Source organism: Massilia frigida (genome assembly GCF_011682175.1).
GTDB classification, from domain to species: Bacteria; Pseudomonadota; Gammaproteobacteria; order Burkholderiales; family Burkholderiaceae_D; genus Telluria_A; species Telluria_A frigida.
The window spans coordinates 125,375-139,523 of record NZ_WHJG01000007.1 but is presented as its reverse complement, the minus strand read 5'-3'; the positions used below and the strand labels follow the sequence as shown (position 1 = coordinate 139,523).

At 63.7% G+C, this 14,149-nt stretch carries 8 protein-coding genes; 5 read left to right on the top strand and 3 right to left on the bottom strand.

What is annotated here, in order from left to right:
* Positions 1-200: 200 nt before the first annotated feature.
* On the bottom strand, positions 201-926 hold the full coding sequence (locus F2P44_RS09545; protein WP_167086466.1) for a 16S rRNA (uracil(1498)-N(3))-methyltransferase: 726 nt from the start codon (positions 924-926) through the stop codon (positions 201-203).
* Between the two features lie 145 nt (positions 927-1,071).
* On the opposite strand from F2P44_RS09545, the gene tkt reads away from it, so the two are divergent.
* Both tkt and gap read left to right on the top strand, forming a co-directional pair.
* On the top strand, positions 1,072-3,069 hold the full coding sequence (tkt, locus tag F2P44_RS09540; protein WP_167086465.1) for a transketolase: 1,998 nt from the start codon (positions 1,072-1,074) through the stop codon (positions 3,067-3,069).
* A gap of 61 nt (positions 3,070-3,130) precedes the next feature.
* Positions 3,131-4,141 carry a type I glyceraldehyde-3-phosphate dehydrogenase gene (gene gap / locus F2P44_RS09535; RefSeq protein WP_167086464.1) on the top strand — a complete coding sequence of 337 codons (1,011 nt, stop codon included), beginning with the start codon at positions 3,131-3,133 and terminating at the stop codon, positions 4,139-4,141.
* A 306-nt stretch (positions 4,142-4,447) separates the two neighbouring features.
* On the opposite strand, the gene F2P44_RS09530 is transcribed toward gap, so the two are convergent.
* On the bottom strand, positions 4,448-4,909 hold the full coding sequence (locus tag F2P44_RS09530) for a cache domain-containing protein (protein ID WP_167086463.1): 462 nt from the start codon (positions 4,907-4,909) through the stop codon (positions 4,448-4,450).
* A gap of 353 nt (positions 4,910-5,262) precedes the next feature.
* Here F2P44_RS09530 and F2P44_RS09525 point away from each other — a divergent pair, with 353 nt between their 5' ends.
* The 3 genes from F2P44_RS09525 to F2P44_RS09515 all read left to right on the top strand — a co-directional run bounded on the left by F2P44_RS09525 (position 5,263) and on the right by F2P44_RS09515 (position 11,210).
* Positions 5,263-5,970 (top strand): TonB-dependent receptor plug domain-containing protein, encoded by a 708-nt coding sequence (locus F2P44_RS09525; protein ID WP_167086462.1) that lies wholly within the window; start codon positions 5,263-5,265, stop codon positions 5,968-5,970.
* Positions 5,971-5,985: 15 nt separating this feature from the next.
* Positions 5,986-8,154 carry a TonB-dependent receptor domain-containing protein gene (locus tag F2P44_RS09520; RefSeq protein ID WP_167086461.1) on the top strand — a complete coding sequence of 723 codons (2,169 nt, stop codon included), beginning with the start codon at positions 5,986-5,988 and terminating at the stop codon, positions 8,152-8,154.
* 260 nt (positions 8,155-8,414) lie between these two features.
* Complete coding sequence (locus F2P44_RS09515) at positions 8,415-11,210, top strand: TonB-dependent receptor plug domain-containing protein (protein WP_167086460.1); 2,796 nt, start codon at positions 8,415-8,417, stop codon at positions 11,208-11,210.
* 88 nt (positions 11,211-11,298) lie between these two features.
* Here the strand turns inward: F2P44_RS09515 and glnE are convergent, their stop codons facing one another.
* A complete protein-coding gene (gene glnE, locus F2P44_RS09510) occupies positions 11,299-14,055 on the bottom strand; it encodes a bifunctional [glutamate--ammonia ligase]-adenylyl-L-tyrosine phosphorylase/[glutamate--ammonia-ligase] adenylyltransferase (RefSeq protein WP_167086459.1) in 2,757 nt (918 codons plus the stop codon).
* Between the last annotated feature and the right edge of the window lie 94 nt (positions 14,056-14,149).

Below are 14,149 nucleotides of genomic sequence, written 5' to 3'. Positions count from 1 at the left end.
GATACGACGTAAGACATCATGAAAGGCGCGTTGCTTCGGCAACGCGCCTTTTTTTGGTCTGGAGGGGGAGGGGAAGAACTGGGTACCCGCCGCGTGCCGCCTGGGTGCGCGGCGCCGATTGCGGCAATGCCGGATGCGGCGGCGCTTACGCTGCCGGCATCACGGCGGCAGCGGCACGGCGACGGGGATTGACGGGAAAGTTACAGGCCGCCCCACAGGGCGTTGAGGGCGGCCACGGCGGCGATGCCAGCCGTCTCGGTGCGCAGGATGCGCGGGCCCATCGACAGCGCCAGTGCGCCGCGCGCCATCGCGCTATCTTCTTCCTGCAGGCTGAAGCCGCCCTCCGGGCCGATCATCAGCGACAGCGCCTGGGGCGGCTGGTGCCTGGCCCACTCGGCCAGCGACTGGCCGCCGCGCGGGCTGAGCAGGATGCGTTTGTGCATGTCTTGCTGGGCGCTCCATTGATGCAGCTCGTCCACCGGGGCCAGCCGCGCCAGCCGGTTGCGCCCGCTCTGCTCGGACGCGGACACGATCACGCCCTGCCAGTGCGCCAGTCTTTTCTCGGCGCGCTCGCCCGACAGGCGCACCACGCAACGCTGCGCGGCCAGCGGCTGGATCGCCGCCACCCCCATCTCGACCGCCTTTTCGATGATCCAGTCCATCTTGGACGCTTCCGGCAAGGCCTGGGCCAGGGTGATTTGGTAGGGCAGCTCGGCGTCGCGCGCGACAAAGGCCTTGACCGTCACGCTGGCGCGGCGCTTCTCGACGCTGGCCAGGTGCGCGATGTATTCGCCGCCATCGCCGTTGAACAGGCACAGTTCGGCGCCGATCTGCAGCCGCAGCACATGGACGTGGTGGGCCACCGCGTCGGGCAAGTCGAGCGTGGCGCCGATCGCCAGCGGCTGGGAGCAATAGAAACGGGGCATGACATCCTGATAAGTAGTGGGAGCCGGCAGGGGCGCAAAGTGCTTCATTTTAATTCGGCCCCCTCTGGTCTGGTAAAATACTTGGCTCGGTACTCCATGCAGCGCCACCCGCATTCCCAATCCTACGACCTCACAGATTCGACCCATGAAAACGACGCTCCCTACCACTTTGATGGCCAACGCGATCCGCGCGCTGGCAATGGATGCAGTTCAACAGGCCAATTCCGGCCATCCGGGCATGCCGATGGGCATGGCGGAAATCGCCGTGGCGCTGTGGGCCGGCCACTACAAGCACAATCCGTCCAATCCCAAGTGGCTCAACCGCGACCGTTTCCTGCTGTCGAACGGACACGGCTCGATGCTGCACTACGCGCTGCTGCACCTGTCGGGCTACGACCTGAGCATGGCCGACCTGAAAAACTTCCGCCAGATGCACTCGAAGACCCCGGGCCACCCGGAAGTGGACATCACCCCGGGCGTGGAAACGACCACCGGCCCGCTCGGCCAGGGCATCGCCAACGCGGTCGGCATGGCGCTGTCCGAATACCTGCTGGCGGCTGAATTCAACAAGCCCGGCTTCGACGTGGTCGACCACTACACCTACGCCTTCCTGGGCGACGGTTGCCTGATGGAAGGCATCTCGCACGAAGTGTGCTCGCTGGCCGGTACCCTGGGCCTGAACCGCCTGATCGCCCTGTACGACGACAATGGCATTTCGATCGACGGCAAGGTGGAAGGCTGGTTCACCGACGACACCCCGAAACGTTTCGAATCGTACGGCTGGAACGTGATCGCCGCCGTCGACGGCCACAGCGTGGCGGCGGTCGACGCGGCCATTGCCGAAGCGAAGCTGTCGTCCAAGCCGACCCTGATCTGCTGCAAGACCATCATCGGCAAGGGTTCGCCGAACCTGCAGGGCGGCGACAAGGTGCACGGCGCCGCGCTGGGCGACAAGGAAGTGGCGGCCGTGCGCGAGCACCTGCTGTGGACCTCGGTCCCGTTCGAGATCCCGGCCGAGGTGTACAGCGCCTGGGACGCGAAAGCTGATGGCGCCGCCATGGAAGTGGAGTGGAACACCAAGTTTAGCGCCTACCGCGCGCAATACCCTGAGCTGGCCGCCGAATTCGAGCGCCGCATGAAGGGCGAGCTGCCGGCCGACTTCAACGCGACCCTGGACGCGGCGATTGCCGCCTGCGTCGAGAAGAAAGAAAACATCGCCACCCGCAAGGCCAGCCAGAACGCGATCCAGGCGCTGGCGCCGACCCTGCCGGAGTTCCTGGGCGGCTCGGCCGACCTGACCGGTTCCAACCTGACCAACTGGAAAGAGTGCATCGCACTGCGTTCCGGCAAGCCGGGCAACCACATCAACTACGGCGTGCGCGAGTTCGGCATGAGCGCCATCATGAACGGCATCGCCCTGCACGGCGGCTACATCCCGTTCGGCGCCACCTTCCTCACCTTCTCCGACTACAGCCGCAACGCGCTGCGCATGGCCGCGCTGATGAAACTGCGTTCGATCTTCGTGTTCACCCACGATTCGATCGGCCTGGGCGAAGACGGCCCGACCCACCAGTCGGTCGAGCACGTTTCTTCCCTGCGCCTGATTCCCAACCTGGACAACTGGCGTCCATGCGACACCGTCGAGTCGGCCGCCGCCTGGGGCGCTGCCGTGCAGCGCAAGGATGGCCCGTCGACCCTGATCTTCTCGCGCCAGAACCTGCCGTTCCAGGAACGCACCCCGGCCCAGATCGCCGACATCGCGCGCGGCGGCTACGTGCTGCAAGACGTGGCTGATGCCAAGGCGATCCTGATCGCCACCGGTTCCGAAATCGAACTGGCCACCAAGGCGGCCGCCGCCCTGGCCGCCGAAGGCATCCTGGTGCGCGTGGTGTCGATGCCGTCGACCGATGTGTACGACCGCCAGGACGCCGCCTACAAGGCCAGTGTCTTGACGCGCGGCGTGCCGCGTGTGGCGATCGAAGCGGGCGTGACCGACTTTTGGTATAAATACGTCGGCCTGGAAGGCGCCGTGGTCGGCATCGACACCTTCGGCGAATCGGCGCCGGCGCCGGTGCTGTTCAAGCACTTCGGTTTCACGGTCGAGAACGTGGTTGCCAAGGTCAAGTCGGTACTGACGCACTAAGAAGTGCTGGCGGCGCGCGGGCGCCGCCGCCCACCCATTTTTATCACTCAGGAGCAAAGTAATGACGATCAAAGTTGCAATCAACGGTTATGGCCGTATCGGCCGCAATGTCCTGCGCGCTTTCTACGAAGGCGGCAAGAAACACGACATCCAGATCGTGGCGATCAACGACCTGGGCGATGCCAAGTCGAACGCGCACCTGACCCGTTACGATACGGCGCACGGCAAGTTCCCGGGCACCGTCACGGTCGAAGGCGACAACATGATCGTCAACGGCGATGCGATCCGCGTGTTCGCGCAGCGCAACCCTGCTGAAATTCCATGGGGCGAGCTGGGCGTGGACGTGGTGCTTGAGTGCACCGGTTTCTTCACCACCAAAGAAAAAGCCTCGGCCCACCTGAAGGGCGGCGCCAAGAAAGTCATCATTTCGGCACCGGGCGGCAAGGATGTCGACGCCACCATCGTGTTCGGCGTGAACGAAGGCGTGCTCAAGGCGAGCGACACCGTCATTTCCAACGCATCGTGCACCACCAACTGCCTGGCCCCGCTGGTCAAGCCGCTGAACGACGCGATCGGCCTGGAAACCGGCCTGATGACCACCGTGCACGCTTACACTAACGACCAGGTGCTGTCGGACGTGATGCATGAAGACCTGCGCCGCGCGCGTTCGGCCACGATGAGCATGATCCCGACCAAGACCGGCGCTGCCGCGGCGGTGGGCCTGGTGCTGCCTGAGCTGAATGGCAAGCTGGACGGTTTCGCGATCCGCGTGCCGACCATCAACGTCTCGCTGGTCGACCTGAGCTTCATCGCCAAGCGCGACACGACGGTGGACGAAGTCAATGCCCTGATGAAAGCGGCATCGGAAGGTGCGTTGAAAGGCGTGCTGACCTACCAGACCGAGCCGCTGGTCTCGATCGACTTCAACCACAACCCGGCCTCCTCGAATTTCGATTCGACCCTGACCAAGGTATCGGGCCGCCTGGTGAAAGTATCGTCGTGGTACGACAACGAGTGGGGTTTCTCGAACCGCATGCTGGACACCACGGTTGCCCTGATGAACGCCAAGTAATACCCGGCAACATCGACAAAAACGCCCTCCGGGGCGTTTTTTTGGCCCGCGTTTCCCCACCGGGGTCTGACCTCTGATTAGCAATACCCCACCGGGGTCAGAGCTCTGACTAGCAACAATTTCACCGAATGTCGGCACGATGAGCTGTAGCGTCCGCTTGCTTGCCCCTGCGTGCCGGGCGCCGGCCCGAACGCAAGCCAGTTTCAGTGCGGTTCAGCAAAAAATTTCTAATCAGAGGTCAGACCCCGGTTGTAGGTGGTCGCCGCGAATGGGATTAGGAGCCGGCGTCGGACTCGCAGGATCGGCTTATTTGTAGATGCCGGACCCAACCATCATGTCGTCGACCCGCTCGACATAGCCGGCCTTGTTTTCGACCGCCTTGGTCACCGGATTGGGCCACTTGAATTCGACCCAGCCATGGCCCGCCGGCGATTTGGCTTGCTCGGCCATTTCCTTGATCATCAGCTTGCCGTTGCTGTCGGCCAAGGCCATCAGGTTCTTGCCCACGATCTTGGGATTGTTGCCGTGGGCGAGGGCGACGCCGTTCAGGTCGTACACATACACATACAGATCGCGATCGTGGAACTCTTTGTTGGCCGTGTCGGCAATCGCCGCGAAGGCCTTGGCCTTGTCGGCCTTGATCAGGATGATCGCTTTCTTGACCATGGCCACCGCTTCGTCGGCACTGCCCTTGTCGGCCGACCAGGCCGCTCCCGGCAGGGCCAGCAGGACGATACTGAGGCAGCCTGCGGAAAACAATGTTTTCATCAATGCACTCCAATCACGGTCAATGGCGCGTCGTTGCGTGAAACCATTATGCCGATACTCGCCCTCAGTTGAGTCGGATTTTCCTGGAAAACATCCCGATCCGCACAAACGGCTGCGCAAAAACGACAGTCAACCGAACTGAACTACATACGCCCTTGAGGGCCACAATGCCCCTTTTTATATATGCATAATCGTGAAAAAACAACAAATTCCACGGCAAAATTGGCGTTAACGCATAAGACGTTTGATTCTTGGCATCGTTTCATGCGAGATTCTATTTACCCATACATATAAGTGGGTTTCAAAACAAACAAGAGTCGATTTTTTACAAAGAATTCTCACCTGGAGTTATCTTGAAAAAGCACTTGGTATTGAAACAGAGCGTCATCGCCGTCGCCTTAACCCTCGGAACTTCCCACGTCGCCCTGGCCCAAGAGGCTGCCACGGCGCCGGCCGCCACCGTGTACATCACCGGCTCGAACCTGAAGCGCACCGAAAAAGAGGGCACCCAGCCGATCCAGGTGATCACCAGCAAGGATATCCGCGACAGCGGCGCCGCCACGGTCACTGAACTGATGCGCAAAGTGCCGTCCATGGGCAGCGACATCAACCTCGACACCAACGATGGCGGCTTCTCGCGCGGCGCGTCGACCGCTTCGCTGCGCGGCCTGTCCTCGACCTCGACCCTGATCCTGCTCAACGGCCGCCGCATGACGCCGGCCGCTTACGCCGATCCGAACAACGGCAATTCGACCCTGTACGACCTGAATGCGATTCCGTTGTCGGCCCTGGAACGGGTCGAGATCCTCAAGGATGGCGCCTCGGCCGTGTACGGTTCCGACGCCATCGGCGGCGTGATCAACTTCATTACCAAGACCAACTACCAGGGCACCGAAGTGTCGGCCCGCGCCAGCGCCAACGACGATGGCAAATTTGCCCGCAAAGGCGCCAACTTCTTCTTCGGCAAGGGCGACGTCGAGAGCGATGGCTACAACGTCTTCATCACCGCCGACGTGTCCCAGCGCGACCGCGTCCTGCGCAAGGATGTCAAGGACATCTAGTACGAAACCTACCAGTTGCTCAACGGGCGCTTCGCCACCCCGTACGGCAGCACCACCTCGGGTTCGCCATCGTTCTACCGCGAGAGCGCGCCGGGCACCCGTAACTTCGCGGTGAACCGCAGCAACATGGGCCAGCGCATGATCACGCGCACCAATTGCGAACCGTCCCAGCAACTGGTCGGCTCGACCGCGATGGGCTTGCCGGCGACCAGCGTGTTCATCGGACGCACTTTCTGTAACTTCGACGCCAGCCGTTTCTCCGAAGGCATCGGCGATGGCAAGGATGCCAGTGTGATGACGCGCGGCGTGTTCAAGCTGGGCCAGAACACCAAGGCCTTCGCCGAAGCGGGCTACGCGCGCACCAAGCGCTCTTATACCAGCAATCCGAGCACCATCGGTACCTCCACCATCACCAACTTCACCAGTGCCGCGGTGGGCGATCCATTCCAGGCCATCCTGGGCATCGGCCACCCGGACAATCCTTTCCCGGATGCCCGCTCCTCGGTCACTTACCGCTTCGAGAACCTGCGCGGCGGCACCGAGACCATCAACGACAATGCGCGCGTGGTGGCCGGCCTGCAGGGTAATGTGGGCAGCTGGGACTGGGAAAGCGCCGTGCTGTACAACAAGGCGACCCAGGAAGATACCTATTTCGGCATGCTCTACCTGCCGACCCTGCGCAAGCTCAATTCCGGCACCTCGCTGGCGGCGCTGTCGGCCGATCCGACCCTGGCGCGCGATGTGACGAGCAACAACATGGCCTCGATCCTGCAATGGGATGCCAAAGTGTCGACCCAGTTCGGCCAGCTTGGCGGCGGCGCCATGGGCCTGGCGGTGGGCGCCGAAATACGGCGCGAGAAAATCAAGATGACGCCCGATGCCGCTCTGGCGCGCGGTGACATTTATGGCCTGGCCAATACCGTCATCGACGGCGAACGCGACGTCAAATCGGGCTTCATCGAGCTGCGCACGCCATTCCTGAAAAACTTCGAGATGGATTTCGCCGGCCGCGTCGACAAGTATCCTGGCATCAAAACCAACTTCGTGCCCAAAGTCGGCGCCAAGTGGACCGTCTCCGACGGCATCGCCCTGCGCGGCACTTATGGCCGCGGTTTCCGCGCGCCGGCGCTGGTGCAAGTGACACCGGGCGGGGCCCAGTTCTTCCTGAGGGACCTGTACGATCCGCGCCGCTGCGAAGCCGATCGCGAGACCCCGCGCGAAGGCGCCACCGAACTCGATTGCGCCAAGAGCGCGGCCGGTACCGGCGGCGCCAATCCCGACCTGGTGCCGGAAAAATCGAAGAGCCTTTCCTTCGGCGTGCTGTTCTCGCCGACCAGCACCTTCGACATCGGCCTGGATTTCTACAAGATCCGCAAGGAAGGCGAAGTCGCCCTCGGTTCCGAGGAAGATGCCCTGCGCGACGAAGACCGTACCCCGGGCAACGTGGTGCGCGATCCGAACCCGGCCAACTGGGTGCGCGATGCCAACGGCAATGTGATCCAGAACAGCGGCCCGCTGCTGATGGTCAAGCTGCCGTGGAAAAACCAGGGCTCGGTCGAAGTGCGCGGCGTCGATATCGATGTGGCGTTCCGCAAGAACCTGGGCGAGTGGGGTTCGCTCAACTCGAAACTGACCTCGAGCTACATGGACTATTACTCGCTGGCTGCGAACGCGGGCGATCCTGAGCGCAACCTGGTCGGCACGAATGTGGGCTATGCCGACTACAGCTTGCCGAACAGCTACCTTCCACGCTGGAAGAGCACCCTGTCGTCGTCGTGGACCTTCGGCACGCACGCGTTCAACGCCAGCATCGATTACACCGGTCCGGTGTCGCTGCTGCGCCGCTACAACCGCGAAGTGACGTACGACCAGCCGTTCTGCCAGTACGGCAAGCGCCAGGACAGCGACGCCGAGCAGGATCGCGACACCAGCGTGCCGCTGTACGAAGCGTATTTCCCGAAATGCTCGATCGAAAGCTGGACCCGTCTGGGCGTGGGTTACACCTACACCGGGATCAAGAACCTGACCCTGAACCTGAACATCCAGAACCTGCTCGACACCAAGGCGCCTTACGACCCGGCTGTCGGCACCAACAGTTCCGTCCAGCCGCTGGCCGGCTACAACGAGGGTTTGCACAATCCTTACGGCCGCTATTTCCAGCTGACGGCGCGTTACGCCTTCTAAGCCGATCTGGCGGTACCTGAAAAAACCCGGCCCTGGCGCCGGGTTTTTTTTGCGCTGTACGTGCGCTGACGGGCATCTTTTGTAGCGCGGAAAACACGAAAAAGTGCGTATGCACATCTTTTTGTGAATTCCTCTTGGTCTTCAATCCACCTTTGTGAGAAATTCATGGCCCTCGCGAGCGCGCGGGCCTGCGGGCTCGTGCGCGGCGGGAAACGGAAAACATGGTCTACCCATACTTATAAAGCATTCCTGGAGCTCAATTGAACAAGAAACTCGCATTGAAACGCAGCGTCGTCGCCGTCGCCCTGACCCTGGGCACGTCCCAGCTCGCCCTGGCGCAAGCGCCAGCGGCCCAGCCGATCCAGAAAGTGATCGTCACCGGCTCGAACATCAAGCGCGCGGTCGATACCGAAACCTCGTCGACCGTGCAAGTAGTCGGCAAGACCGAAATCGCCGCCATGGGCGCCAGTACCGTCAAGGACGTGCTCGACACGCTCACGTCCAGCGGCACGACGACCCTGTCCGACAAGAGCGGCGGCAACTCCTTCGCCGGCGGCGCCTCGGGTGTGTCGCTGCGCAACCTCGGCAAGAATTCCACGCTGACCCTGCTCAACGGACGGCGCGTGGCCAACTACGGCCTGGCCGATGGCGGCCAGCAAACGTTCGTGAACATCGACGCCATGCCGTCGGAAGCGATCGAGCGCATCGAAGTGCTGCTCGACGGCGCCTCCGCCGTGTACGGTTCGGACGCAGTCGCCGGCGTGATCAACATCATCACCAAGCGCGATTTCCAGGGCGTGCTGGCCAAGGGCGGAATGCGCCAATCCCTGCTTAACAGCAAGCTGGACAAGAGCAAGACCGCCTCCCTGACCATGGGCATGGGCGACTTCGAAGCCGACGGCTACAATGTGTTCGGCCACTTCGAGGCTTACCACCGCGAACCCTACTCGAACCGCGACATCATCAATACCGTGCCGGCCTTCTGGGGCCAGTATGTCAATCCGAGTTTCGGCGTGCAGTCGACCTACTCGTATCCGGGCAACTTCGTCGACCGCTATCCCAACCCGTATCCAGCCAATCCCGCGCTGGCCGGCAAGAGCTTCAGCACCCCGCGCGCCGGTTGCGACAACGTGATCGACGGCACCTGCCGCTACGACCAGTGGGCCGGCGTGGGCCGCAGCCCGGAAGCGAAGCGCTACAATTTCTTCGGTACCGGACGCATGAAGCTGGGCGGCAACCGGGTCGGCTTTTCCGAACTGACCCTGGGCCAGACCAACACCACCTACTACAACGCGGCGCCGATCCTGCAATACACCGGTACCCCCTCGACCTGGTATAACAGCAAGGACCGCAAGTTAAACTCGTACACCGAGCCGAAACTGCCGGTCGGCCATCCGGACAATCCTTACGATTTCCCGGTCGCCCTGCGTTACCGCTACGCCGACGATGCGCTCACGTCCATGAAAGATGCGAAAGCGAAGCAATACCGGGTGCTGGCCGGGATCGAAGGCAGCGACTTCGGCTGGGACTGGTCGACGGCGCTCGGCATGATGGGCTCGAAAGTCAACAACGTCGATCGCGGCCGCCGCAATGCGGCCGTGTACGACGCCGCGATCAAGAGCGGCGAATACCGCTTTGGCGGTGTCAACAGCCCGGACCTGCTGCTGCGCATGTTCCCGGTGTACGTCTTCGGCGGCGAGTCGAAGCAGAGCTTCATCGATGCCAATGCCACGCGCGAGCTGATGCAGCTGGACGGCGGCCCGCTCAGCCTGGCGATCGGCGCCGACTTCCGGCGCGATTCCTTCAACGCTTTTGTCAGCGACAACGTCTCCAGCGGCCAGATTGTGGGCCTGGGCTCGATCAACGTCGAGGGTGCGCGCAACATCAGCGCCGCTTTTGCCGAAGTCAATGCGCCGCTGACCAAGGCGTTTGAAGTGAACGCGGCGGTGCGTGCCGACAAGGTGGGCAACACCGACCTGTCGCTGGTGCCGAAAGTGGGCATGCGCTACGAAGTGAACAAGCGCTTCATGGTGCGCGCCACCGTGGCCAATGGCTTCCGCGCACCGAACCTGGCGGAAACGGGCAAGGTCGAGCTGTCGGCCTTCCGCAACAGTAACGTCGATCCGAAGCGTTGCGCCACCGCCAACCAGCTGTACACGGCGCTCAAGACCGGCACCACGATCGACCAGGCCGACGCGCTGCGCGCGCGCGACATCGGTTGCAGCGTCAGCTTCGCCTCCTCCACCCAGGGTAACCCCGAGCTGGAGCCGGAAAAATCGCGCAGCTTCAACCTGGGCTTCGTGGTCGAACCGCTGGCCAACCTGAGCATGACGCTCGACTACTACCATATCGAGCGCCGCAACGAAATCGATACCAAGGGCACGGCCCAGCTGTTGGCCGATGAAGACCGCCGTCCGGGCTCGGTCAACCGCCTCGGCGTGACGGCCGACGACCAGCGCCTGTCGGCGCGCGCCAAGGAACTGACCGGCAAGGACATCGTGTTCCCGGTCGGTCCGATCGCGTCGATTTCCAACCGTTACGAAAACATGAACCGCACCCGCGTTGCCGGTCTGGACATGGAATTGAACCACCGCTGGAACATGGGTTCGGCCGGCAAGCTGGTGAGCAACCTGAAAGCCAACTACCAGCTCGATTACCGCAGCTGGGATACGGTGACCGATACCTTTACGGAAAACCTGGCGGGCAACTACGAGAACCCACGCTACCGCGTGCGGGCTTCGACGGCATGGTCGCGCGGCGCCTGGAACGTGGGCGGCGCGCTGACCTACGTGCCGGGTACCCGTCTGTACGAGAACAAGTACGACGCCAACTACATGGCCGCCGGTTGCGAAGGGCAGGGTTTTACGCCGGAATACTGCCAGATCAGGCGTGATGTGGTCACCGACATGAACCTGACCTACACCGGCTTCGCCAAGACCACCTTGTACCTGAACCTGTACAACGTGTTCGACCGCGCGCCGGTGGCGGATGTGCGTGCCACCGAGGTGCCATCGCGCGGCCGTTCGGTCCGCATCGCGGCGCAGTATCAGTTCTGATGCTGTGAAGCAGGGCGCCGCTGGGCGGCGCCAATGACAAAACCCGGCCTTGCGCCGGGTTTTTTTTAGGGAACGACGAATCGGTGCGCTAAGCCGCTTCTCCCTCCAGATCGAACACCGCCGCCCACAGGCGCCGCACCGCGCCGCTGTGGCGCGCCACCAGCGCCGGGTCGATGCGCGCGCTATCCTTGCCCTGCAAGCGCAACTGGTGCTGCAGCTTGCGCATGGCGCGGTAGGCGTCGCCCACCGCCAGCGCCAGATCGGCATCGATCAGCCCAAGGTCGGCGAACATGCGCAGCAGCCCGATGTTACCCAGGTTGACGGTCAGCTGCGGATACTGCGCCGCATGGCGCAGCACCAGGTACTGCGACATGAATTCGATATCGATCATGCCGCCCTCATCCTGCTTGAGCTCGAACTGGCCCGGGCGGCTCGGATAGGCGTCGTGCATCTTCTTGCGCATCTTGAGCACTTCCTCGCGCAGCTCGTCCGCGCGCGCCGTGCGCTCCAGCCGCAGCACCCCTTCGCGCACCGCTTCGAAACGCGCGCCGATGGCGGCGTCGCCGGCGCAAAAGCGCGCCCGCGTGAGCGCCTGGTGTTCCCAGATCCAGGCCGAATTTTCCTGGTAGCGCTCGAACGCGGCCAGGCTCGATACCAGCATGCCGCTGGCGCCGTCCGGGCGCAGCGCGGTATCGATGTCGAACAAAATGCCGGCCGAGGTGTGGGCCGTCATCCAGGTGATGAAACGCTGGGCCAGCTTGGCGTAGTTACCGGGCGCTTCCTGGTCGTCGTCGTCGAACAGGAAAATCAGGTCCAGGTCCGACACATAGCCGAGCTCCTTGCCGCCCAGCTTGCCGTAGGCGATGACGGCAAAGCGCGGCACCTCGCGGTGGCGGGTGGCGATCGCTTGCCAGGCGGCGTCGATGGTGGCCGCGACGATGGTGTCGGCCAGCGCCGACAGGTAGTCGGCCAGCTTTTCCACGGTCAGCTCGCCGGCCAGGTCTTGCGCCAGCAGGCGGAACAGTTGCGCATGGTGGGCTTCGCGCAGGATATCCATCTGGCGTTCGGTGTCGCCGGCGGCCGCGCCCAGTTGTTCCTTCAGTTCGGCGGCCAGGGCGGCGCAGTCGGGCACGGCGCTCCTGACCCGCTCGTCGAGCAGTTCGTCGAGCACGATCGGGTGCTGGGTCAGGAAGGTGGCGGCCCAGCCGCTGGCGTACATCATGCGGATCACCCGCTCCAGGGTGTGCGGGTATTCGGTCAGCAAGGACAGATAGGCCGAGCGGCGCGCGATGGCTTCGAAAAACGCCAGCAGCCGGGTCAGGGTGGAACTGGCGCTGCCGGCACCGGCCTCGGCCGCCGTCTTGGCGATCAGGGGCAGGGCGGCGTTGACCAGCGCCAGCAGCCGGGTGCGGCTCGCTTCCGGCAGGGCTTGCACCTTGCCGGACTGCCAGGTGCTCATCAGGCGCTGGGCGGCGCCGCCGGCATCGTCGAAGCTCAAGGCGCGCAAATGCGCCTCGATCGCTTCGCGGTTGTCGAGGTCGGCCCCGGCCCAGCTGCTGGCCGCCGGGTCGACCGTGTCGCCATGTTGCTCGGACTTGTCGCTGAAGATGGCGTCGAACTGGGCGGCGACAAAATGGCGGTGCTGCTCCAGCCGCGCCAGCAGGGTGGGAACGTCCGGCAGGCGCATCATTTGCGCGATGACGGCGCGGTCGGCCTCGCTGGCGGGCAGGGTGTGGGTCTGGGCGTCGTCCAGGTATTGCAGGCGGTGTTCCAGGTTGCGCAGGAAGCTGTAGGAGTCGAGCAACTGGTCGACCGTGTCCGGGGTCAGCAGTTCCTTGTCGGCCAGCACGCGCAGGGTGGCGCGGGTGGAACGGTCGCGCAGGGCGGCATCGCGCCCGCCCCGGATCAGCTGGAATACCTGGGCCAGGAATTCGATTTCGCGGATCCCGCCACGGCCCAGCTTGACGTTATTGCTGCGGTCCGGGTGCAGCCGTTCCTGGCGGTCGACCTCGGCCCGGATCTGGGCGTGCATGGTGCGGATCGCATCGATCACGCCGAAATCGAGATAGCGCCGGTAGACAAAAGGGTGCACGATGGCTTCCAGGGCGGCGATATCGACCGCCGTGCCGGTGACGGCGCGCGCCTTGACCCAGGCGTAGCGTTCCCATTCGCGGCCCTGGACGATCAGGTATTCCTCCACCATGTTCAGGCTGGCCACCAGCGGGCCGGAATTGCCGTTCGGGCGCAGCGCCATGTCGACCCGGAAGGTGAAGCCATCTTCGGTGATTTCGGACAGGGCGGCGATCAGCTTCTTGCCCAGGCGCGCGAAAAATTCATGGTTCGACAGGGGGCGCTGGCCCGGTCCGGCGGCGGTGTCGCCATCTTCCGGGTAGACGAAGATCAGGTCGATGTCGGACGAGACATTCAGTTCGCCGCCGCCTTGCTTGCCCATGGCCAACACAATCATTTCTAGCGGCAAGCCCGATTCGTAGCCGACTGGCATGCCGTGGCTGGCCACTTGCTCGGTCATCAGGGCCGCCAGATGGGTGCGGATGGCGAAATCGGCGAAGCCGGTCATGCTGGCGACCACTTCGGCCAGCTCGGCGCGGCCATCGAGGTCACGCGCGATCAGGCCGGCCACCAGCAGGTTGCGCAGGCGCCGCATGGCGCGCCCCAGCGGCAGCGCGGCGCCGTCGGCAGCGCGCTGGCTGGCCAGCGCGTGCGCCAGGTCGAGCTGGTCGATGGCGGCCGCGCCCAGGGTGGCGACGGCGCCGGCCCGGCCGGGGTCGGCCGCCAGCCAGCGTTGGTAAAAGCGCGACAGCGGTGTCAGGGAAGCTCGGTTCATGGGTTGGCGTGGGGTCGGGGTGAGTGAAAGTCGGGTTCAGCCAGGGCTGTATAAGGTAGAATTGGGCCGCGCCGCGAAGGGCCGCGCCGCGCAA